The following is an 18,780-nucleotide window of genomic DNA, read 5'->3' as shown; positions in this document are numbered from 1 at the left end:
GGCGTCATCACCAGCGGTAGTGCGCGAAGGCGCGGTTGGCCTCGGCCATCTTGTGGGTGTCCTCACGTCGCTTGACGGAGGCGCCCAGGCCGTTGCTGGCATCGAGGATCTCGTTGGCCAGCCGCTCGACCATGGTCTTTTCCCGACGGGCCCGGGAGAAGCTGACCAGCCAGCGCAGGGCCAGCGTGGTGGAGCGGTCCGGGCGGACCTCGACGGGCACCTGGTAGGTGGCGCCACCGACGCGGCGGCTGCGGACCTCGAGGCTCGGCTTGACGTTGTCCAGCGCGCGCTTGAGGGTGACGACCGGGTCGGTACCGGTCTTGTCGCGGGCCTGCTCCAGCGCGCCGTAGACGATGCGCTCGGCGGTGGACTTCTTGCCGTCCAGCAGAACCTTGTTGACCAGCTGGGTCACCAGCTGCGATCCGTAGACCGGGTCATTGACCAGCGGGCGCTTCGGCGCGGGCCCCTTGCGCGGCATTAGCTCTTCTCCTTCTTCGCGCCGTAGCGGCTGCGTGCCTGCTTGCGGTTCTTGACACCCTGGGTGTCCAGCGAACCGCGGATGATCTTGTAGCGCACACCGGGAAGGTCCTTCACACGGCCGCCGCGCACCAGCACCATCGAGTGCTCCTGCAGGTTGTGGCCTTCGCCCGGAATGTATGCGGTGACTTCAACGCCGCTGGTCAGACGCACACGTGCGACCTTGCGAAGCGCCGAGTTCGGCTTCTTCGGGGTGGTGGTGTACACGCGGGTGCACACGCCACGGCGCTGCGGGCTGCCCTTAAGCGCCGCGGTCTTCACCTTCGCAGCCTTGTCGTGGCGGCCCTTGCGGACCAGCTGGTTGATGGTTGGCATTTACCGGCTTCCTGTGTTGCTACTACTTCTCTGAGGTTTGTCGACGCGAGGTCTCTGTACTGCAGTTATGCCCCGGTCCCTTACCCCGCGACCGGGCGTGTCGCGCGCGCTCACACCGACGTGAATCGGCTAGATTCAGCGATGCTTGCACATGCGAATTCGCCCGGCGTGCGCACATAACCCCTGCTGGACAGCGGCGTGCGCGCCTGGTGGCCAGGCACGAGGTCCTACCTTACCCGCCCGGCGTAGCACAGGTCAAAGCGCACGGACGGCGCCCCGCACCCGCCGCGACATCAACGTTTCTGCAGGCCCACGCTGAGCCGCAACACCATGTCGGAGAACACCGCGTCGGCGTCGACGTCGTCCATCACGCCGGTCATCTCCAGCAGCACGAAGCCGTGGATGGCCGACCAGAACTCCAGCGCCGCAACGTATGCCTGCTCGGCGTCCAGCCCGTAGGAGGCCAGGACCGCGATGACCGGCGCGGCGGCAGCCTTGGTCGCGACCGCGTACTCGGGGTCGTCGTCCCCGAACGGCAGCCGGGTGAAGGCGGCGTAGCGGCCCGGGTGGTGATGGGCGTAGCTGCGGTAGGCCGCCGCGGTGACCAGCACCGCGTCGTCGCGAACGCGTCCCTCGGCGGCGGTGTTGATCATCCCGATGATGTCGTCGATCACCCGCATCCGCACCGCGCGGCGCAGGTCGTCGAGGCTGTCGACGTGGTTGTACAACGACGGGCCCTTGGTACCGAGGTGGCTGGCCAGCGCGTTGATGGTCAGCGAATCCCAGCCCTTGCGGTCGAGGAACGCCAGTGCCGCGTTGACGATGACGTCGCGGCTGAGTTTGGCCCCGCGCCCGCCCCCGCGCGCCCGGGTGCCCGACGACCGAGTGTCGGGGGTGGGGGGCATACCGGGGTCCCTTCGAAGGCGTCGTGCTGCACGGTGCGGTGGGCGCCGGCGAACAGCACCAGCAAAGCACTCTAATTGACGTAGGCTCATCGGCCATGAGGCGGAGTTTGGCCGGGGTTTGCATGTCGTGCACCGCGCTGTTGGTTTCGTCGGCCGCGCTGACCGGCGTCGCGCTGTCCGGCGCGGCGCCCGCCGGCGCCAAGAACGGCGACACCCACATCACGAAGATGGGCAGCGTGGAGACCATCGAATGCAACGACGCGACGCTGTTCGTCAACGGGGCGAACAACACCATCACCGCGCTGGGCAGCTGCTGGGCGGTCACCACCCAGGGGTCGAACAACACCGTCATCGCCGACAACGTGGTCAACGACATCACCGTCTACGGCTCCGGCAACACCGTGCTCTACAAGTCCGGGCAGCCCTACGTTGTCGACCGGGGCCGCGAACTGGGCATGACCAACATCATCAACCAGATCAGCGGCTGATGACGTGCGACCCGTCGCGCACCTCCTGCTGGCGGTAGCCCTCGGACTGTCGGTGACCGGCTGCGGGTCGGACGGCGGCACCTCTGACGGGCACGGGGCGCCCGGCGACGCCATCTCCTATGCGGGCGTGGGAACCACGATGACCGTCGACTGCGCCGAGGGCAGGTCGCTGACGGTGACCGGCTCCAACAACACCTTGACGGTCACCGGCCGGTGCGCGAACGTCGACGTGCCGGGCAACGACAACCGGGTGAACGCGGCGGCGATCAGCGGGCGCATCCACGCGACCGGGATCAACAACACGATCCGCTACGACGACGGGAACCCGCAGGTCGATGCGGCCGCGGGCAACACCGTTCGGCGGGGCTAAACCGCGCGCTCGGTGAACCGTCGCGCGCCGGTCAGCGGTTCGTCGGCGACCCTGGCCAGACTGGTGAACTCGGCGGCCAGCGCGTCGGCCTCGCTGAGCCCCCATGCGGCCAGCGCCGCATCTCGGTCGGCGCGCAGGCACCGCTGCGGCAGGGCGGCCAGTTCGGCGGCCATTTCCTCGGCGGCGGCGCGGGCCTGCCCCGGCGGGACCACCCGGTTGACCAGGCCGATGTCGAGGGCTTCGGCCGCACCCACGGCTCGGCCGGTCAGGATCAGGTCCATCGCCCGGCCGTGCCCGATCAGCCGGGGCAACCGGACCGTGCCGCCGTCGATCAGCGGCACTCCCCAGCGCCGGCAGAACACCCCGAAGGTGGCGTCTTCCTCGGCGATGCGCAGGTCGCACCACAGCGCCAGCTCCAGCCCTCCGGCCACGGCGTAGCCGCTGACCGCGGCGATCACCGGTTTGGACAGCTGCATCCGGGTGGGGCCCATCGGACCGGGCCCGTGCGGCTCGGTGCGATTCATCTCGGGGGTACCGAACGCCTTGAGGTCGGCACCAGCGCAGAAGGTGCCTCCGTCGCCCCAGAGCACCGCGACCGCGGCGTCGTCGTCGGCGTCGAACTCGGCGAACGCGGCGTGCAGCTCCTCGGCGGTCGGCCGGTCGACGGCGTTGCGGGCACCCGGCCGGTTCATGACGACCGTCGTCACCGGCCCGTTGCGCTCGACGCGGACGCCGGTCATGCGCTCGGGTCGAAGCGGGGCGCGTCGGTCTTCCGCCGGCCCATGCCCTCGAAGGGATTCCAGGACACGCTGTGGTGTACGACGTGCAGATAGTAGGCGTAGTTGGCGGTGAGCATGGCGATCAGCGGGTCCACCAGACTCAGGGCGCGCACGATCCCGTTGGAGGTCTCGACGCCCGAGAGCAGGACACCGATGGCGAGCCCGATCGCCAGCAGGGACAGGCCCTTGCGCCACATCCCCTTGACGAAGAAATAGATCGGCCCGAACAGGAACGCCAGGAAGTTGGAATTGAGCCGCATCCTGGTGCCGAAGGGCAACGCCCGGAACGCCGCACGCGCCTCCGGCGAGGAGTTCGGCTGACCGTAGGCGTCGAAGAACGCGAAGCGGCGCTGCCAGATTTCCGGGAGCTCGGCGCTATAGATGGGCGGGTTCGTCATGGCATGAAGGCTATACGGGCGCCGGCGGCGAAGTCGCCGGCAAAGTCCCGGTAGGCGGCGCGCAGGCCACCACCGGGCCAGCCGTCGGGCAGCAGGTCCGCAGGCAGCACCGGGTCGGTGCGCAGGTGCCGCACGATGGCCGCGGCGACGGCGAACCGGGCCGGCACGTCGGCGGCCTGCGCCATGGCCGCCAGCAGTTCCCCACCGGTATCGCGCCAGGCGGGCAGATCCCACAGCGCGGCCGCCAGCCCTACCGGGTCGGCGTCGTGGGCCGAGAGCACGCGCACCCACGGGGCGATCTCGGCGTCCAGGTCGGCGTCGATGTTGTCCGGTCGCAGCCACACGCCCTCGCGCAGTTCGCCGAATCGGTTGTCTGCCAGCAGTCTGCGCAGCTCGGCGCGGCTGCGGGCGTCGGCGCCGGTCCGGGTGACGATCAGGGTCAGCCACCGGCCGTCCCAGTCCCGCAATCGGGGAGCCAGCGCGGCGTCCTGGCGACGTTGGCGCTCCAGCAGCCGGTCGGCGAGCCGGTAGCCGTCGGCCGAGCGGACCAGATCCCCGGCGGCTACCATCCGGGTCAGCGCCACCCGCAGCGCGGTGTCCTTGATGTCGAAATCGGCGGTGAGCCGGATCAGTTCGGCCGCCGTGGCCGACGCGGGGTGGGCGCCGAGGAGCACCGACAGCACCACCGACCGCGCGCTGAGCCGCGACGCCTGGGCGACCGCCGCGATTTCAGCCACCCTTGACCATGGCGCGCTCCAGGATGGGCGCGAGGTCCAGGCCGGCGGGCAGGGTGCCGTAGGCGCCACCGCGGTCACCGGCGAGCCGGGTGGCCAGGAACGCCTCGGTCACCGCCGGGTGCCCGTGGGCGACCAGCAGCGCGCCCTGCATCCCCAGCGCGATGTCCTCGGCGATGCGCCGCGCCCGGTATTCCAGGGTCGCCGGGTCGGCGAGCTGTGCGCGCAGCGCAACGACATGGGCGGCCAGCCGCGGGTCCTGTCCGGCGGGCCCGGACAGCTCGTCGAACAGCACCTCGACGCAGTCCGGCCGGGTGGCCATGGCGCGCAGGGTGTCCAGCGCGCTGACGTTGCCCGAACCCTCCCAGATGCCCATCAGCGGCGCCTCCCGGTACAGCCGCGGCATACCGGATTCCTCGGCGTAGCCGTTGCCGCCGAAACACTCCATCGCCTCGGCGGCGTGCGCAGTGGCCTGCTTGCAGATCCAGTACTTGGCCGCGGCCAACCCGATCCTGCGGAACATGGTCTCCCGGACGTCCCCGCGCACGGCGGCGTCGGTGGCGCCGGCCATCCGCATGGCCAGCATAGTGGCCGCCTCGGCCTCGATGGCCATGTCGGCCAGCACGTTGCGCATCAGCGGCGCGTCGATGAGATAGGCGCCGAACGCCTTGCGGTACTGGGTGTGGTGCATGGCGCGGGCCAGGCCGGTGCGCATCGACGTCGCGCTGCCCAGCGCACAGTCCAGCCGGGTCAGGTTGACCATCTCGATGATGGTCGCCACCCCGCGGCCCTCCTCCCCCACCAACCAGGCGGTGGCGCCGTCGTACTCGATCTCGCTGGAGGCGTTGGCGTGGTTGCCGAGCTTGTCCTTGAGCCGGGCGATCATCATCCGGTTGCGGGTGCCGTCGGGCAGAATCCGGGGCAGGAAGAAGCAGCTCAGCCCGCTGGGCGCCTGGGCCAGCACCAGGAAGACGTCGCCCATCGCCGCCGAAGTGAACCACTTGTGGCCGGTGAGCGTGTAGCTGCCGTCGGCGTTCGGGACCGCCGCGGTGGTGCCCGCGCGCACGTCGGAGCCGCCCTGCTTCTCGGTCATCGACATCCCCGCGGTGATCCCGGATTTGGTCGCCGGCACCCGCAACACCGGGTCGTAGACCCGTGAGGTCAGCAGCGGTTCGTAGATCTCGGCGAGCTCGGGGTTGTAGCGCAGCGCGGGGACGACGGCGTAGGTCATCGAGATCGGGCACAGGTGACCGGGCTCCGGTGTCCACACCCCGTTCTTCGCCGCGCGCACCACATGGGCACCGGGGCGGTCGTCGGCCCAGGGCGCGGCGTGCAGTCCGTGGGCGATCGCGGTGCGCATGAGCTCGTGATAGGCGGGGTCGTATTCGATCTCGTCGATGCGGTGCCCGTAGCGGTCGTGGGTGTGCAGGATCGGGGCGTTGCGATCGGCGAGCTCACCCCAGCGCTGCGCCTGCTCGGTACCCGAGAGCGCGCCGAGGGCGAAGACCTCGTCGGCGCCCCAGACGCCGCCCTCGCGTTCCAGTGCTTCCATCAGCACCGGCGAGGTCGCGGGGTTGTAGTCGAGAAGCGGCGGGGCCTGGTTGAACACGACGTGGGTATCCGGCATGCCTCCAATGTTACAGAATCACGACGGACGATCAATACTTGTAATGGGCGAATCGTCGTCCCTGTACCCCCGAGCGCATCCGTAGCCTGGACGGTATGCAGAAAATCCTGCGCCGCACCTTCCTGCTGGTGACGGTGTTCGCCGTACTCGGGGTTGGCGGGATGCTCGGCTACCGCGCCTACCGCGAACACACCGCCCAACCGCCGTTCCCGGTCGTCGACACCACCGCGCTGAGCCCCGCCCGGGCGGCGGTGATCGGCGTGCTGGACCAGCAGTACGCGGACCAGCCGGGCATGTGGCGCTACTCCGACGGCAACGACGAGCCCTGGTGCGCGGACTTCACCAGCTGGGTGATGCGCGAGGCCGGGTACCCGTTCGCCAACCCGAACTCCGGCAACTGGCGGATCCCCGGCGTGCTGACGCTGACCGCCTATCTGCGCGCCGAGAACCGGTGGGAGGGCCCCGACTACCGGCCGCAACCGGGTGACATGGTGATCTACGACGAGCCGAGCCCCAAGGGCCAGCACGTCAACCTGGTGCTCGTCGACGACGACGGCACCCTGACCACCATCGGCGGCGGCGAGGGCCGCGGCATCGGACTGTCGACGTTTCGGATCGCCGACGATCCGGGTATCCGGGGATTCGGCCGACTGGAGTGACCGACAGAAAGGAAATCGCGTGCGAATCTTTGTGGCCGGCGCGACCGGCGTGATCGGACGGCGCGTCGTTCCGCTGCTGCTCGCCGACGGGCACGTCGTCGCCGGGATGACCCGCTCCGATCACCAGGCCGTCGCGCACCTCGGTGCCGAGCCGGTGACCTGCGATGTCTACGACGCTGACGGGGTGCGCGACGCGATCCTCGACTTCTGCCCCGACCTGGTGCTGCACCAGCTCACCGACCTGCCCGACCGCGTCGAGCGGCTGGAGGACTCGCTGGGCGCCAATGAACGCATCCGCACCGTCGGCACCCGCAATCTAATCGCCGCGGCCGGACCCGCGAAGGTCATCGCCCAGTCGACCGCGTTCCCGGCGGCCACCGCCGAGCACGAACGGCTGGTGCTCGACGCCGGCGGGGTGATCCTGCGCTACGGCTACTTCTACGGTCCCGACACCTGGTACCCCGACGAACTCCCGCCGGCCCCGCGCGTGCAGATCGACGACGCCGCCCGGCGCACCGTCGATGCGCTCGACGCCCCGGCCGGAAGCATTCTGGAGATCGTCGACTGACTCGACGGGCCGAGCATTCCAACTGCGAACTTTCAGAATCGGAACCAAAACAGCTATAGAAAGCTATAGTGCGAAAACCTTCCGATTCCGTACGTGCGCGGCGATCTTTTCGTCACCGAAAAGGCAATTCGCCCATATAGAAGGAATACACCATGAAAGCCACGGGTCTTCACGGAGCGACACTCGGTCGTGGCGCGGTCACTGTCGCATTGACCGCAGGGCTGCTCTTCGGCGCGCCCGCCACGGCACTCGCCGACCCGGACCAAACGCTCGTCGATCTGGTCAACGAGCAACGCGCGAAGAACGGGTGCGGCCCGGTCACCCCGAATCCCCAACTGTTGACGGCCGCGCAACGGCACGCCGACGACTACGCCAGCCTCAAAACCACTGACCACGCCGGTTCGGATAGTTCGACCATTGCCAGCCGCGTTCGGGACACCGGCTACAAGGCCGGCCTGGCGGGCGAGATCATGGGTGGGTTCGGACTGAACACCGACTTCCCGACACGACCGGACCTGATCAACGGATGGTTGAACAGCCCCGGCCACAAAAAGACGATGCTCGACTGCAGATACACCGAGATCGGCATGGCGACCGCGGAGGCCACACTTCAGGGCGACCAGTACCCGACCACTTTCGCGGTGGGCGTCTTCGCCAAACCCCTGAACCTTCCACCCGGCCAGTAGCCGGCGACGGGTGATCACGCCGTAGCACCGCGTTTCATCAAAGCGAGCGCTCGCGAGGGTATGCCTCGCGAGCGCTCGCTTTGTGCCGGATCTGGCGGGTTTAGCGGTAGTCGCTGTATCCGTAGTCGTCCAGCGGAACCGCGGCACCGGTGGCCTGGCCGAAGTCCGGGCTGTAGTACTGATCCTCGTACGACGGGATCGTGTACGCAGCGGCCCGGGCCTCCTCGGTCGGCTGCACCGCAATGTTGCGGTACCGGGCGATGCCCGTGCCGGCCGGGATCAGCTTGCCGATGATCACGTTCTCCTTCAGACCGTTGAGCTTGTCGCTGCGGCAGTTGATCGCCGCATCGGTCAGCACGCGGGTGGTCTCCTGGAACGACGCCGCCGACAACCACGAGTCGGTGGCCAGCGAGGCCTTGGTGATACCCATCAGCACCGGACGCCCGGCCGCGGGCTCGCCGCCCTCGGCGACCACCCGGCGGTTCTCCGCCTCGAACTCGCCGCGCTCGGTGAGCGAACCCGGCAGGAACTCGGTGGAACCGGAATCGATGATGGTCACCCGGCGCAGCATCTGCCGGATGATCACTTCGATGTGCTTGTCGTGGATCGACACACCCTGAGCCCGGTACACGTCCTGGACCTCGTCGACCAGGTGGACCTGCACCTCACGCGGGCCCATGACACGCAGCACCTCGTGCGGATCGGCCGAACCCTCCATGAGCTGCTGGCCGACCTCGATGTGGTCGCCGTTGGCCAGCGGCCGCTCGGAGCCGTCCTCGTGCTTGAACACCTTCAGCCGCTGACGACGGGGCAGCTTGTCGTAGACGACTTCCTCGCCGCCGTCGTCGGGGACGATGGTGATCTTGTAGAACTTGTCGGACTCCTCCAGCTGCACCCGGCCGGTGACGTCGGCGATCGGGGCCCGGGCCCGCGGAACGCGAGCCTCGAACAGCTCCTGCACGCGCGGCAGACCACCGGTGATGTCGCCACCGACGCCACCCTGGTGGAACGTACGCATGGTCAGCTGGGTACCCGGCTCACCGATCGACTGGGCGGCGACGATGCCGACCGCCTCGCCGATGTCGACCAGCTGCCCGGTGGCCATCGACCGGCCGTAGCAGGTGGCGCAGACGCCGGTGCCGGTGGTGCAGGTCAGCACCGAGCGGACCTTGACCGAGGTGATGCCGGCGGCCAGCAGGGCGTCGATCGCCGGGTCACCCAGGTCGTGACCCCGCTCGACGACGACGTTGCCGTCGGCGTCCAGCGCATCGGCGGCCAGGGTGCGGGCGAACGCACTGGTCTCCACGTGCGGATCCCGGATCAGCGTGCCGTCGGCCTGCTTCTCGGCGATCGGGACGGTGATGCCGCGCTCGGTGCCGCAGTCGTGCTCGCGGACGATGACGTCCTGGGACACGTCCACCAGACGACGGGTCAGGTAACCCGAGTCCGCGGTACGCAGCGCGGTGTCGGCCAGACCCTTACGGGCACCGTGGGTGTTGATGAAGTACTCCAACACCGTCAGACCCTCGCGGAACGAGGACTTGATCGGCCGCGGGATGTACTCACCCTTGGGGTTGGTGACCAGACCCTTCATGCCGGCCAGGTTGCGTACCTGGGTCATGTTGCCGGTCGCACCGGACTTCGGCAGCAGGGTGATCGGGTTGTCCTCCGGGTAGTAATCCTCCAGGGCCTTACCCACCTTCTCGGTGGCGTCCTGCCAGATCTTCACCAGAGCCTCGTTGCGCTCCTGATGGTTCAGGGCACCACGCTGGTACTTCTTCTCGATGGAGTCGGCCTCGCCCTCGTAGTGGTCGAGGATCTCCTTCTTCTGCGGCGGCACCAGCACGTCGGCCATGGAGACCGTCACGCCGGAACGGGTGGCCCAGTAGAAGCCCGCGTCCTTGAGCTTGTCGACGGTCTGCGCGACCACGATCATCGGGTAGCGCTCGGCCAGATCGTTGATGATCGAGACCTGCACCTTTTTGTGCATCTGCGCGTTGGCGAACGGGTACCCGTCGGGCAGCAGCTCGTTGAACAGCACCCGGCCCAGCGTGGTCTGGATGGTCCACGCGTCACCCGGACGCCAGCCGTTTTCGCCGAACAGCTCGGTCTCGACATCGGCCGGCGGGCGCTGCGCGGACAGCCGCACCTTGATGGGTGCCCGCACGCTCAGCGCGCCGCGGTCCATCGCCATGATGGCCTCGGCCGGGCTGCTGTACACACCGGTCTCCGGGGCGTCGGCGGTGGCCGGCGCGTAGCTGCCGGTGTCGCCGGGAACCTCGGTGGTCAGGTAGTACAGGCCGGTCACCATGTCCAGTCGCGGCATGGCCAGCGGGCGGCCGTCCGACGGCGACAGGATGTTGTTCGACGACAGCATCAGGATGCGGGCCTCGGCCTGCGCCTCCGCGCTCAGCGGCAGGTGCACCGCCATCTGGTCACCGTCGAAGTCGGCGTTGAACGCCTCACAGACCAGCGGGTGCAGCTGGATGGCCTTGCCCTCGACCAGCTGCGGCTCGAAGGCCTGGATACCGAGGCGGTGCAGGGTGGGTGCGCGGTTGAGCAGCACCGGGTGCTCGGCGATGACCTCTTCCAGCACGTCCCACACCTGCGGGCGCTGGCGCTCCACCATCCGCTTGGCGCTCTTGATGTTCTGCGCGTGGTTGAGATCCACCAGACGCTTCATCACGAACGGCTTGAACAGCTCCAGTGCCATCAGCTTGGGCAGACCGCACTGATGCAGGCGCAGCTGCGGGCCGACCACGATGACCGAACGGCCCGAGTAGTCGACGCGCTTGCCGAGCAGGTTCTGGCGGAACCGGCCCTGCTTGCCCTTGAGCAGATCCGACAGCGACTTGAGCGGCCGGTTGCCCGGTCCGGTGACCGGGCGTCCGCGACGGCCGTTGTCGAACAGCGCGTCGACGGACTCCTGCAGCATCCGCTTCTCGTTGTTGACGATGATCTCGGGGGCGCCGAGGTCGATCAGTCGCTTGAGGCGGTTGTTGCGGTTGATGACGCGGCGGTACAGGTCGTTGAGGTCGGAGGTGGCGAACCGGCCACCGTCGAGCTGGACCATCGGGCGCAGCTCCGGCGGAATCACCGGGACGGCGTCGAGCACCATGCCCAGCGGCGAGTTGCCGGACTGCTGGAACGCGGCGACGACCTTGAGCCGCTTGAGCGCACGCAGCTTCTTCTGGCCCTTGCCGTTCTTGATGATGTCGCGCAGCAACTCGGCCTCGGCGTCGATGTCGAAGGTCTCGATGAGCTTCTTGATCGACTCCGCGCCCATGGCACCTTCGAAGTACTCGCCGTAGCGGTCCTGCAGCTCGCGGTAGAGGTTCTCGTCGACAATCAGCTGCTTGGGAGCCAGCTTGGTGAAGGTCGTCCAGATCTCGTCGAGCCGGTCCAGCTCGCGCTGGGCCCGGTCGCGCAACTGGCGCATCTCGCGCTCGCCGCCGTCGCGGACCTTGCGCTTGACGTCGCTCTTGGCGCCCTCGTCCTCGAGCTCCTTCATGTCGGCTTCGAGCTTCTGCGCCCGGGCCTCCAGGTCCGCGTCGCGCTGATCCTCGACGGCCTTCTTCTCGACGACCATCTCGGCCTCGAGGGTGGACAGCTCGTTGTGCCGCATCTCCTCGTCGACCGAGGTGATGACGTAGGCCGCGAAGTAGATGATCTTTTCCAGATCCTTCGGGGCCAGGTCCAGCAGGTAGCCGAGCCGGCTCGGCACGCCCTTGAAGTACCAGATGTGCGTGACCGGTGCGGCCAGTTCGATGTGGCCCATCCGCTCGCGGCGCACCTTGGCGCGGGTCACCTCGACGCCGCAGCGCTCACAGATGATGCCCTTGAACCGGACGCGCTTGTACTTGCCGCAGTAGCACTCCCAGTCGCGAGTCGGTCCGAAGATCTTCTCGCAGAACAGGCCGTCCTTTTCCGGCTTGAGCGTGCGGTAGTTGATGGTCTCCGGCTTCTTGACCTCGCCGTAGGACCAGTTACGGATGTCGTCCGCGGTGGCCAGGCCAATGCGAAGTTCATCGAAGAAGTTGACGTCGAGCACGTAACTCCCTTTCCCCTTTGCGGGTGTTGCTGATGGTCAGTTGGTCTGTTGGGCGAGGGTCTAGGCGAGATCCTCGACGGATGCCGACTCGTTGCGCGACAGGTTGATGCCGAGGTTGGCCGCTGCGCGCTCCAGGTCCTCGTCGTCGCCGTCGCGCATTTCGATCGCGGCACCGTCGCTGGAGAGCACCTCGACGTTGAGGCACAGCGACTGCAGTTCCTTGAGCAACACCTTGAACGACTCCGGAATGCCCGGTTCGGGGATGTTCTCGCCCTTGACGATGGCCTCGTAGACCTTCACGCGGCCGACGGTGTCGTCGGACTTGATGGTCAAGAGTTCCTGCAGCGTGTACGCCGCGCCGTAGGCCTGCATGGCCCAGCACTCCATCTCACCGAACCGCTGGCCACCGAACTGCGCCTTACCGCCCAGCGGCTGCTGGGTGATCATCGAGTACGGGCCGGTCGAACGGGCGTGGATCTTGTCGTCGACCAGGTGGTGCAGCTTGAGGATGTACATGTAGCCGACCGTCACCGGGTACGGGAACGGCTCGCCGGAACGGCCGTCGAACAGCCGCGCCTTGCCGTCGCCGTCGACCATGACCTCACCGTCGCGGTTGGGCAGCGTGGAGGACAGCAGACCCTGCAGTTCCTCCTCGCGGGCACCGTCGAACACCGGGGTGGCCACGATGCTGTCCGACGGAGCGTGCAGCAGGTCCTCGGGCAGATTGGCCGCCCACTCCGGGGAGCCCTCGACATTCCAGCCGGCCTTGGCCATCCACCCGAGGTGGGTCTCCAGGATCTGGCCGATGTTCATCCGTCGCGGCACACCGTGGGTGTTCAGGATGATGTCGACCGGGGTGCCGTCAGGCAGGAAGGGCATGTCCTCTTGCGCCAGGATCTTGCCGATGACGCCCTTGTTGCCGTGCCGGCCGGCGAGCTTGTCACCGTCGGAGATCTTGCGCTTCTGCGCAACGTAGACGCGGACCAGCTCGTTGACGCCGGCGGGCAGCTCGTCGTCGTCCTCGCGGGAGAACACCCGGATGCCGATGACCTTGCCGGACTCGCCGTGCGGCACCTTCAGGGAGGTGTCGCGGACCTCGCGAGCCTTCTCGCCGAAGATGGCGCGCAGCAGGCGCTCCTCCGGGGTCAGCTCGGTCTCGCCCTTCGGGGTGACCTTACCGACCAGCACGTCGCCGTCGCGGACCTCGGCGCCGATGCGGACGATGCCGCGCTCGTCGAGGTCGGCGAGCACCTCATCGGAGACGTTCGGGATGTCCCGGGTGATCTCCTCGGCACCCAGCTTGGTGTCGCGGGCGTCGATCTCGTGCTCCTCGATGTGGATGGACGTCAGGACGTCCTCCTCCACCAGGCGCTGCGAGAGGATGATGGCGTCCTCGTAGTTGTGGCCCTCCCACGGCATGACGGCGACCAGCAGGTTCTTGCCGAGCGCCATCTCGCCGTTCTCGGTGCACGGCCCGTCGGCCAGCACCTGACCGGCCTCCACCCGCTGGCCGGCGTCGACGATCGGACGCTGGTTGGCGCAGGTGCCGTGGTTGGAGCGGGCGAACTTGCGCATCCGGTAGGTCTGCCGGGTGCCGTCGTCGGCCATCACCGTGATGTAGTCGGCGGACACCTCTTCGATGACGCCGGCCTTCTCGGTGACGACGACGTCTCCGGCGTCGATGGCCGCGCGCAGCTCCATGCCGGTGCCGACCAGCGGCGCCTCACTGCGGACCAGCGGCACCGCCTGACGCTGCATGTTGGCACCCATCAGGGCGCGGTTGGCGTCGTCGTGCTCCAGGAACGGGATCATGGCCGTGGCCACCGACACCATCTGGCGCGGCGAGACGTCCATGTAGTCGACCTCGGTCGAGGACACGTACTCGACCTCGCCACCCTTGCGGCGGACCAGAACCCGGGACTCGGTGAAGTGGCCCTCGGGATCCAGCGGCGAGTTGGCCTGCGCCACGACGTGGCGGTCCTCCTCGTCGGCGGTGAGGTAGTCGATCTGGTCGGTGACCACACCGTCGACGACCTTGCGGTAGGGCGTCTCGATGAAGCCGAACGGGTTGACCCGCGCGTACACCGACAGCGAGCCGATCAGGCCGATGTTCGGACCTTCCGGGGTCTCGATCGGGCACATGCGGCCGTAGTGAGACGGGTGCACGTCGCGGACCTCCAGGCCCGCGCGCTCCCGGGACAGACCGCCGGGGCCCAGCGCCGACAGGCGGCGCTTGTGGGTCAGGCCCGACAGCGGGTTGTTCTGGTCCATGAACTGGGACAGCTGGCTGGTCCCGAAGAACTCCTTGATCGCCGCCACCACGGGACGGATGTTGATCAGGGTCTGCGGGGTGATCGCCTCGACGTCCTGGGTGGTCATCCGCTCGCGGACGACGCGCTCCATGCGGGACAGGCCGACGCGGATCTGGTTCTGGATCAGCTCACCCACGGTGCGCAGCCGGCGGTTGCCGAAGTGGTCGATGTCGTCGACCTCGACGGGCACCTCGACGCCACCGGGGGCCGTCATCTCGGTCTGGCCCTCGTGCAGGCGGACCAGGTACTCGATGGTGGCGACGATGTCCTCTTCGGTCAGCGTCGAGCTGGTGATCGGCTGGCCGGCGTTGAGGCCCAGCTTCTTGTTGACCTTGTAGCGGCCCACCCGGGCCAGGTCGTAGCGCTTCTCCTTGAAGAACAGGTTCTCCAGCAGGGTCTGCGCGGACTCCTTGGTCGGCGGCTCGCCCGGGCGCAGCTTGCGGTAGATGTCCAGCAGCGCCTCGTCGGTCCCGGCGGTCGGGTCCTTCTCCAGGGTGCCCATCATGATCTCGGAGAAGCCGAAGCGCTCCCGGATCTGCTCGCTGGTCCAGCCCAGCGCCTTGAGCAGCACGGTGACCGGCTGGCGGCGCTTGCGGTCGATGCGGACACCGACGTAGTCGCGCTTGTCGACGTCGAACTCCAGCCAGGCGCCGCGGCCCGGGATCACCTTGACGCTGTGCAGCGTCTTCTCGGTGGACTTGTCGATGGAGGCGTCGAAGTACACACCCGGCGAACGGACCAGCTGGCTGACCACGACACGCTCGGTGCCGTTGATGATGAAGGTGCCCTTCTCGGTCATCATCGGGAAGTCACCCATGAAGACCGTCTGGCTCTTGATCTCACCGGTGTTGTTGTTGATGAACTCGGCCGTGACGAACAGCGGTGCCGCGTACGTCATGTCCTTGTCCTTGCACTCCTCGACGGAGGCCTTCACCTCGTCGAAGCGCGGGTCGGAGAAGCTCAGCGACATGGAGCCGGAGAAGTCCTCGATCGGCGACAGCTCGTCGAGTACCTCTTCCAGGCCGCCCTTGGGGTTGGCGATGTCGCCGCGGGCCGCGGCGCCTGCGCGCCACCGGTCCGAACCGATCAGCCATTCGAAGGACTCGGTCTGAACGTCGAGAAGCCCCGGAACCTCAAGCGGTTCGCGGAGCTTGGCGAAGGAAATGCGGTTGGGCGCTCCTGGCACGGAGTTGTTGGTGGTCACTGACTTGCTCTGGCGAGAGACTGCCAAGATGCATTCCTTCCAGCACCTCATGCGACTCACGGGTTGCCGGTCTGCCACCGGGCCTGATCGCCGCGTATCTGCGTCGGTTTGTGGCTGGATGACGACCCTGACACACGGCACACAACGCGATCACTGAGCGAAGAGCTCAGGCGAGACCTACGGTGTCAATGCAAATAGTGGGCAGGAGGCAGCCAGCGCAACGTCCAACGATAGCGCAGTGTGGCGCATTCCTCAACCGCCCAGGCCAGGGCCTCGGGACCTCTGTATGACGGTGCAAGCGTGGCGCTGGCTGGCGGCCCGATCGCTCCGTATCAACATGCTGAAAAACAGAGTGGCCCCTCGACGACTATCCGTCAAGGGGCCACGCGCGTCGTCAGTTCCCCTGGACGGGAATGACGGCGGTGGGTTCGTCGGCGGCGCCGCTGGGAACCGACACGGTGTCCGCCGGGTAATCGATGGCACTCATGTCGGCACCGGTGGCGGCCATGTCGGCCAGGATCGCCTCCTGGGCGGCCGGGGGCAGGGTGTGCAGGATCTCGCGCACCCGGGCCTGGCGGCGGCCGATGGCCTTGCGGAGCGGCATGCCCGGGGTGACCGTCAGCTGCGGCGGCACGCCGGAGACCTCCTCGACACCGCCGTCGCCTTGGCCGAGCTCCATGGCGGCCGCCTCGGCCGCCGCGGTGGCCTCGTCCTTCTCCTCGGACATGCCGATGGGGCCGATGCGGCGACCGTTGAGGAACTGCTTGACGACCGGCTCCTCGCTGGTCAGCAGCACCTCGCGGGGACCGAACATGACCAGCTGCTTGCGGTAGAGCATGCCGATGTCGTCGGGCACCGTACGCACGATGTTGATGTTGTGGGTAACGATGAGGATGGTGCAGTCGATCTGGGCGTTGATGTCGATCAGCAGCTGCGACAGGTACGCGGTACGGACCGGGTCCAGACCGGAGTCGGGCTCGTCGACGAGCAGGATCTTCGGGTCGAGAACCAGGGCGCGGGCCAGGCCGGCGCGCTTGCGCATACCGCCGGAGATCTCGCCGGGCATCTTGTGACCGTCGTTGGGCATACCGACGATCTCGAGCTTCTCCATGACGATCTTGCGGATTTCGCTCTCGGACTTCTTGGTGTGCTCGCGCAGCGGGAAGGCCGTGTTGTCGTAGATGTTCATCGAGCCGAACAGCGCGCCGTCCTGGAACATGACGCCGAACAGCGTGCGGATCTCGTAGAGCTCCTTGGCCGAGCACTCGATGATGTCGGTGCCGTCGACGATGATCTTGCCCTTCTCGGGGCGCAGCAGACCGATCAGCGACTTGAGGAACACCGACTTACCGGTACCGGACGGGCCGAGCATGACGCTGACCTCACCCGCCGGGATCGACAGGGTGACGTCCTCCCAAATCTTGGCGGACCCGAACGACTTGGAGAGGTGCTCGACCTCGATACCAATGCCCACGCTTATTCCTTCCGAACTGCGGCAACGGCCCGCACAACCTGTGGTTTGAGTCACTGTAGCGCACCGGGATCACCGCCATGGGAGTAGTCGGGATTACCGTCCGCAGGTCACTGTGATCGAGGACACCAATTGCCGTGAAAACCCATCGGCACCCGTTGCGGCAGCGTCACGGTGGCGACGGTTTCCAGCGTCGGGGCGTCGAGGATCACCAGCTGCCCCTCGTCACGGCCCCGGTGCTGGCCCAGTCCCATCAGCACGCCGTCGTCCTCGGCGGCGGCCCCGGGGTTCGGCACGAAGCACACCTCGCCCAGCACCAGGTCTGGATCGGTGGGGGCGATCGAGACCGCGCCGCTGTCGTAGTCGTGCTTGTACACCCGGGATCCGGCGATGTCGCCGGTGTCGAAGCCGTCGATCCCGACGGTGTAGCCGTAGCGGTGCCGGGTGCCGGTGAGCGTCTCGTTGATCCGCGGGAACTCCTGGCCGCGGTCGTCGCGCAGCTCGGTGCGCACCGCGCCGGTGCCCAGGTCGATCTCCCAGCGCTCCAGCCGCGGGGCACCCTCGCTGGGGCCGCGGCGGTCCCGGTCGAACATCCGGTCGTAGCGCACCAGGTCGATCACCAGGATCTCCCGGCCGTCGCGGTCTTCGCTGTAGGCGTTGAGCGGATGGAAGACGTAGCAGGGGTCGATGTCGAACCACCGCACGTCGTCGGCACCGCCGTCGCGCGGCATCACCCCGACCCGGGCCGGATAGCTCGCGTCCCAGGCGAAGGGCAGCGAGGTGATCGGGGTGGTGTCGGCGGCAATGCGGGCGGCGATCGGGCCGGGCACCGAGCCCCGGCGGGTGAGACCGCCGATGAGCTTGCCGACGGCCGACCGCAGCGGCCGCGGAACGCCGTCGGGCACCACCGCCGACGGATCGAACACCACCGGCAGGTCATAAACCACCACGTAGCGCTCGGTGAGGCTGAAGTCGTGCATCATCGGGAACCCGTGCACCGGTATGTCGACGGTTCGCCTCGCCCGGCCGTCGGTCCCGATCACCGAGTACTGGACCGAGTGGCCGCGGGCGAACGAGTAGGACACCGCGTGCAGGTCGCCGGTGACCGGGTCCCGGTGCGGATGCGCGGTGTAGCCGCCGTAGAGCGTCCCGCCGAAGTCGCAGGTGCCCAGGGTGTCGAGTTCCTCGGTCAGCCGGTAGTTGGCGCCGCCGCCCTCGACCAGCGCCAGCGTCTGGCCGGCGTGCTCGATGGCATTGGTGTTGGGGCCGATCGACAGCATCCCGGCACGCGGGTCCAGGTCGCGGATGCGCGGTTCGCCGAGGGTGTCGGACACCGCGGCGGTGCGCACCCAGCGGTTGCGATACCAGAGCGCCTTGCCGTCGCGCAGGGACAGGCCGTGCACCATGGCGTCGCCGGCGAACCAGTGGTAGCGCGCGGGGTCCACCTCGGCGGCCGGATTGGGGCCGTTGCGCAGGTAACGCCCGTCGAGGTGTTCGGGGATGCTCCCGGTCACCGTCAGGTCGACCGCGGTGACCTCGGTGCGCACCGGCGCCATCACCCCGCTCAGGTAGGGGTTGTCGAGTGTGGGAGTGCTGACATCGAGCGCCATGGGATCACCTTTGCCATCGCAGGTATAACGTTGTTATGACGACGTTATGCACGGTACCCGCGCCGC

16 protein-coding genes are annotated in these 18,780 nt (G+C 67.9%); 5 read left to right on the top strand and 11 right to left on the bottom strand.

Translation table 11 applies throughout. The annotated features are described in order from the left end of the window. Positions 1-7: 7 nt before the first annotated feature. From rpsG to G6N16_RS06435, 3 genes are all read right to left on the bottom strand, one after another. Positions 8-478, bottom strand: coding sequence for a 30S ribosomal protein S7 (rpsG, locus tag G6N16_RS06445; protein ID WP_083033765.1), 471 nt, complete (start codon positions 476-478; stop codon positions 8-10). Next, positions 478-852 (bottom strand): 30S ribosomal protein S12, encoded by a 375-nt coding sequence (rpsL, locus tag G6N16_RS06440; RefSeq protein WP_083033764.1) that lies wholly within the window; start codon positions 850-852, stop codon positions 478-480. The genes rpsG and rpsL overlap by 1 nt, the downstream gene beginning before the upstream one ends. A gap of 293 nt (positions 853-1,145) precedes the next feature. After that, positions 1,146-1,757 (bottom strand): TetR/AcrR family transcriptional regulator, encoded by a 612-nt coding sequence (locus G6N16_RS06435; RefSeq protein WP_083033763.1) that lies wholly within the window; start codon positions 1,755-1,757, stop codon positions 1,146-1,148. Between the two features lie 137 nt (positions 1,758-1,894). On the opposite strand from G6N16_RS06435, the gene G6N16_RS06430 reads away from it, so the two are divergent. Together G6N16_RS06430 and G6N16_RS06425 are read left to right on the top strand one after the other, a co-directional pair. Then, positions 1,895-2,245 carry a DUF3060 domain-containing protein gene (locus G6N16_RS06430; protein ID WP_407663679.1) on the top strand — a complete coding sequence of 117 codons (351 nt, stop codon included), beginning with the start codon at positions 1,895-1,897 and terminating at the stop codon, positions 2,243-2,245. 4 nt (positions 2,246-2,249) lie between these two features. Next, complete coding sequence (locus G6N16_RS06425; RefSeq protein ID WP_083033822.1) at positions 2,250-2,615, top strand: DUF3060 domain-containing protein; 366 nt, start codon at positions 2,250-2,252, stop codon at positions 2,613-2,615. Here the strand turns inward: G6N16_RS06425 and G6N16_RS06420 are convergent. From G6N16_RS06420 to G6N16_RS06405, 4 genes are read right to left on the bottom strand one after another with little or no spacing between them, the layout of a single operon-like run. After that, positions 2,612-3,355 carry a crotonase/enoyl-CoA hydratase family protein gene (locus tag G6N16_RS06420; RefSeq protein WP_083033820.1) on the bottom strand — a complete coding sequence of 248 codons (744 nt, stop codon included), beginning with the start codon at positions 3,353-3,355 and terminating at the stop codon, positions 2,612-2,614. The two genes, G6N16_RS06425 and G6N16_RS06420, sit on opposite strands and share 4 nt — an antisense overlap. After that, a complete protein-coding gene (locus G6N16_RS06415; RefSeq protein ID WP_083033818.1) occupies positions 3,352-3,792 on the bottom strand; it encodes a DUF2628 domain-containing protein in 441 nt (146 codons plus the stop codon). Before G6N16_RS06415 ends, G6N16_RS06420 begins: the two co-directional genes overlap by 4 nt. Then, positions 3,789-4,529 (bottom strand): PaaX family transcriptional regulator C-terminal domain-containing protein, encoded by a 741-nt coding sequence (locus tag G6N16_RS06410; RefSeq protein ID WP_234806043.1) that lies wholly within the window; start codon positions 4,527-4,529, stop codon positions 3,789-3,791. The genes G6N16_RS06415 and G6N16_RS06410 overlap by 4 nt, the downstream gene beginning before the upstream one ends. Further along, positions 4,522-6,153, bottom strand: coding sequence for an acyl-CoA dehydrogenase family protein (locus G6N16_RS06405; RefSeq protein ID WP_083033816.1), 1,632 nt, complete (start codon positions 6,151-6,153; stop codon positions 4,522-4,524). The genes G6N16_RS06410 and G6N16_RS06405 overlap by 8 nt, the downstream gene beginning before the upstream one ends. Before the next feature lie 95 nt (positions 6,154-6,248). Between G6N16_RS06405 and G6N16_RS06400 the strand changes: the two genes are divergently transcribed. The 3 genes from G6N16_RS06400 to G6N16_RS06390 all read left to right on the top strand — a co-directional run bounded on the left by G6N16_RS06400 (position 6,249) and on the right by G6N16_RS06390 (position 8,066). Next, positions 6,249-6,812, top strand: a complete 564-nt coding sequence (locus tag G6N16_RS06400) for a CHAP domain-containing protein (RefSeq protein ID WP_083033814.1) — start codon at positions 6,249-6,251, stop codon at positions 6,810-6,812. Positions 6,813-6,831: 19 nt separating this feature from the next. Further along, positions 6,832-7,380, top strand: coding sequence for an NAD-dependent epimerase/dehydratase family protein (locus tag G6N16_RS06395; RefSeq protein ID WP_083033812.1), 549 nt, complete (start codon positions 6,832-6,834; stop codon positions 7,378-7,380). A gap of 209 nt (positions 7,381-7,589) precedes the next feature. After that, positions 7,590-8,066 (top strand): CAP domain-containing protein, encoded by a 477-nt coding sequence (locus G6N16_RS06390; RefSeq protein WP_163787801.1) that lies wholly within the window; start codon positions 7,590-7,592, stop codon positions 8,064-8,066. A gap of 100 nt (positions 8,067-8,166) precedes the next feature. Here G6N16_RS06390 and G6N16_RS06385 read toward each other — a convergent pair whose 3' ends face one another. The 4 genes from G6N16_RS06385 to G6N16_RS06370 form a co-directional block, all read right to left on the bottom strand. After that, positions 8,167-12,117, bottom strand: a complete 3,951-nt coding sequence (locus G6N16_RS06385; protein ID WP_163787800.1) for a DNA-directed RNA polymerase subunit beta' — start codon at positions 12,115-12,117, stop codon at positions 8,167-8,169. A gap of 60 nt (positions 12,118-12,177) precedes the next feature. Beyond that, positions 12,178-15,684 (bottom strand): DNA-directed RNA polymerase subunit beta, encoded by a 3,507-nt coding sequence (gene rpoB, locus G6N16_RS06380; RefSeq protein WP_110810891.1) that lies wholly within the window; start codon positions 15,682-15,684, stop codon positions 12,178-12,180. A 343-nt stretch (positions 15,685-16,027) separates the two neighbouring features. Beyond that, positions 16,028-17,107, bottom strand: a complete 1,080-nt coding sequence (locus G6N16_RS06375) for an ABC transporter ATP-binding protein (RefSeq protein WP_163787799.1) — start codon at positions 17,105-17,107, stop codon at positions 16,028-16,030. Positions 17,108-17,214: 107 nt separating this feature from the next. Further along, the gene (locus G6N16_RS06370) at positions 17,215-18,714 is read right to left on the bottom strand and encodes a carotenoid oxygenase family protein (protein WP_083031881.1); all 1,500 of its coding nucleotides are present in this window, start codon (positions 18,712-18,714) and stop codon (positions 17,215-17,217) included. Positions 18,715-18,780 lie beyond the last annotated feature (66 nt).

It is taken from the genome of Mycolicibacterium insubricum, from assembly GCF_010731615.1.
Taxonomy (GTDB): Bacteria; Actinomycetota; Actinomycetes; order Mycobacteriales; family Mycobacteriaceae; genus Mycobacterium; species Mycobacterium insubricum.
The sequence above is the reverse complement of the archived record's forward strand: the minus strand, read 5'-3'. Positions and strand labels throughout refer to the sequence as shown.

Coding starts and splice junctions, on each gene's coding strand:
- rpsG (WP_083033765.1), bottom strand. CDS start 478: ATGCCGCGCAAGGGGCCCGCGCCGAAGCGCCCGCTGGTCAATGACCCG.
- rpsL (WP_083033764.1), bottom strand. CDS start 852: ATGCCAACCATCAACCAGCTGGTCCGCAAGGGCCGCCACGACAAGGCT.
- G6N16_RS06435 (WP_083033763.1), bottom strand. CDS start 1,757: ATGCCCCCCACCCCCGACACTCGGTCGTCGGGCACCCGGGCGCGCGGG.
- G6N16_RS06420 (WP_083033820.1), bottom strand. CDS start 3,355: ATGACCGGCGTCCGCGTCGAGCGCAACGGGCCGGTGACGACGGTCGTC.
- G6N16_RS06415 (WP_083033818.1), bottom strand. CDS start 3,792: ATGACGAACCCGCCCATCTATAGCGCCGAGCTCCCGGAAATCTGGCAG.
- G6N16_RS06405 (WP_083033816.1), bottom strand. CDS start 6,153: ATGCCGGATACCCACGTCGTGTTCAACCAGGCCCCGCCGCTTCTCGAC.
- G6N16_RS06400 (WP_083033814.1), top strand. CDS start 6,249: ATGCAGAAAATCCTGCGCCGCACCTTCCTGCTGGTGACGGTGTTCGCC.
- rpoB (WP_110810891.1), bottom strand. CDS start 15,684: ATGAGGTGCTGGAAGGAATGCATCTTGGCAGTCTCTCGCCAGAGCAAG.
- G6N16_RS06370 (WP_083031881.1), bottom strand. CDS start 18,714: ATGGCGCTCGATGTCAGCACTCCCACACTCGACAACCCCTACCTGAGC.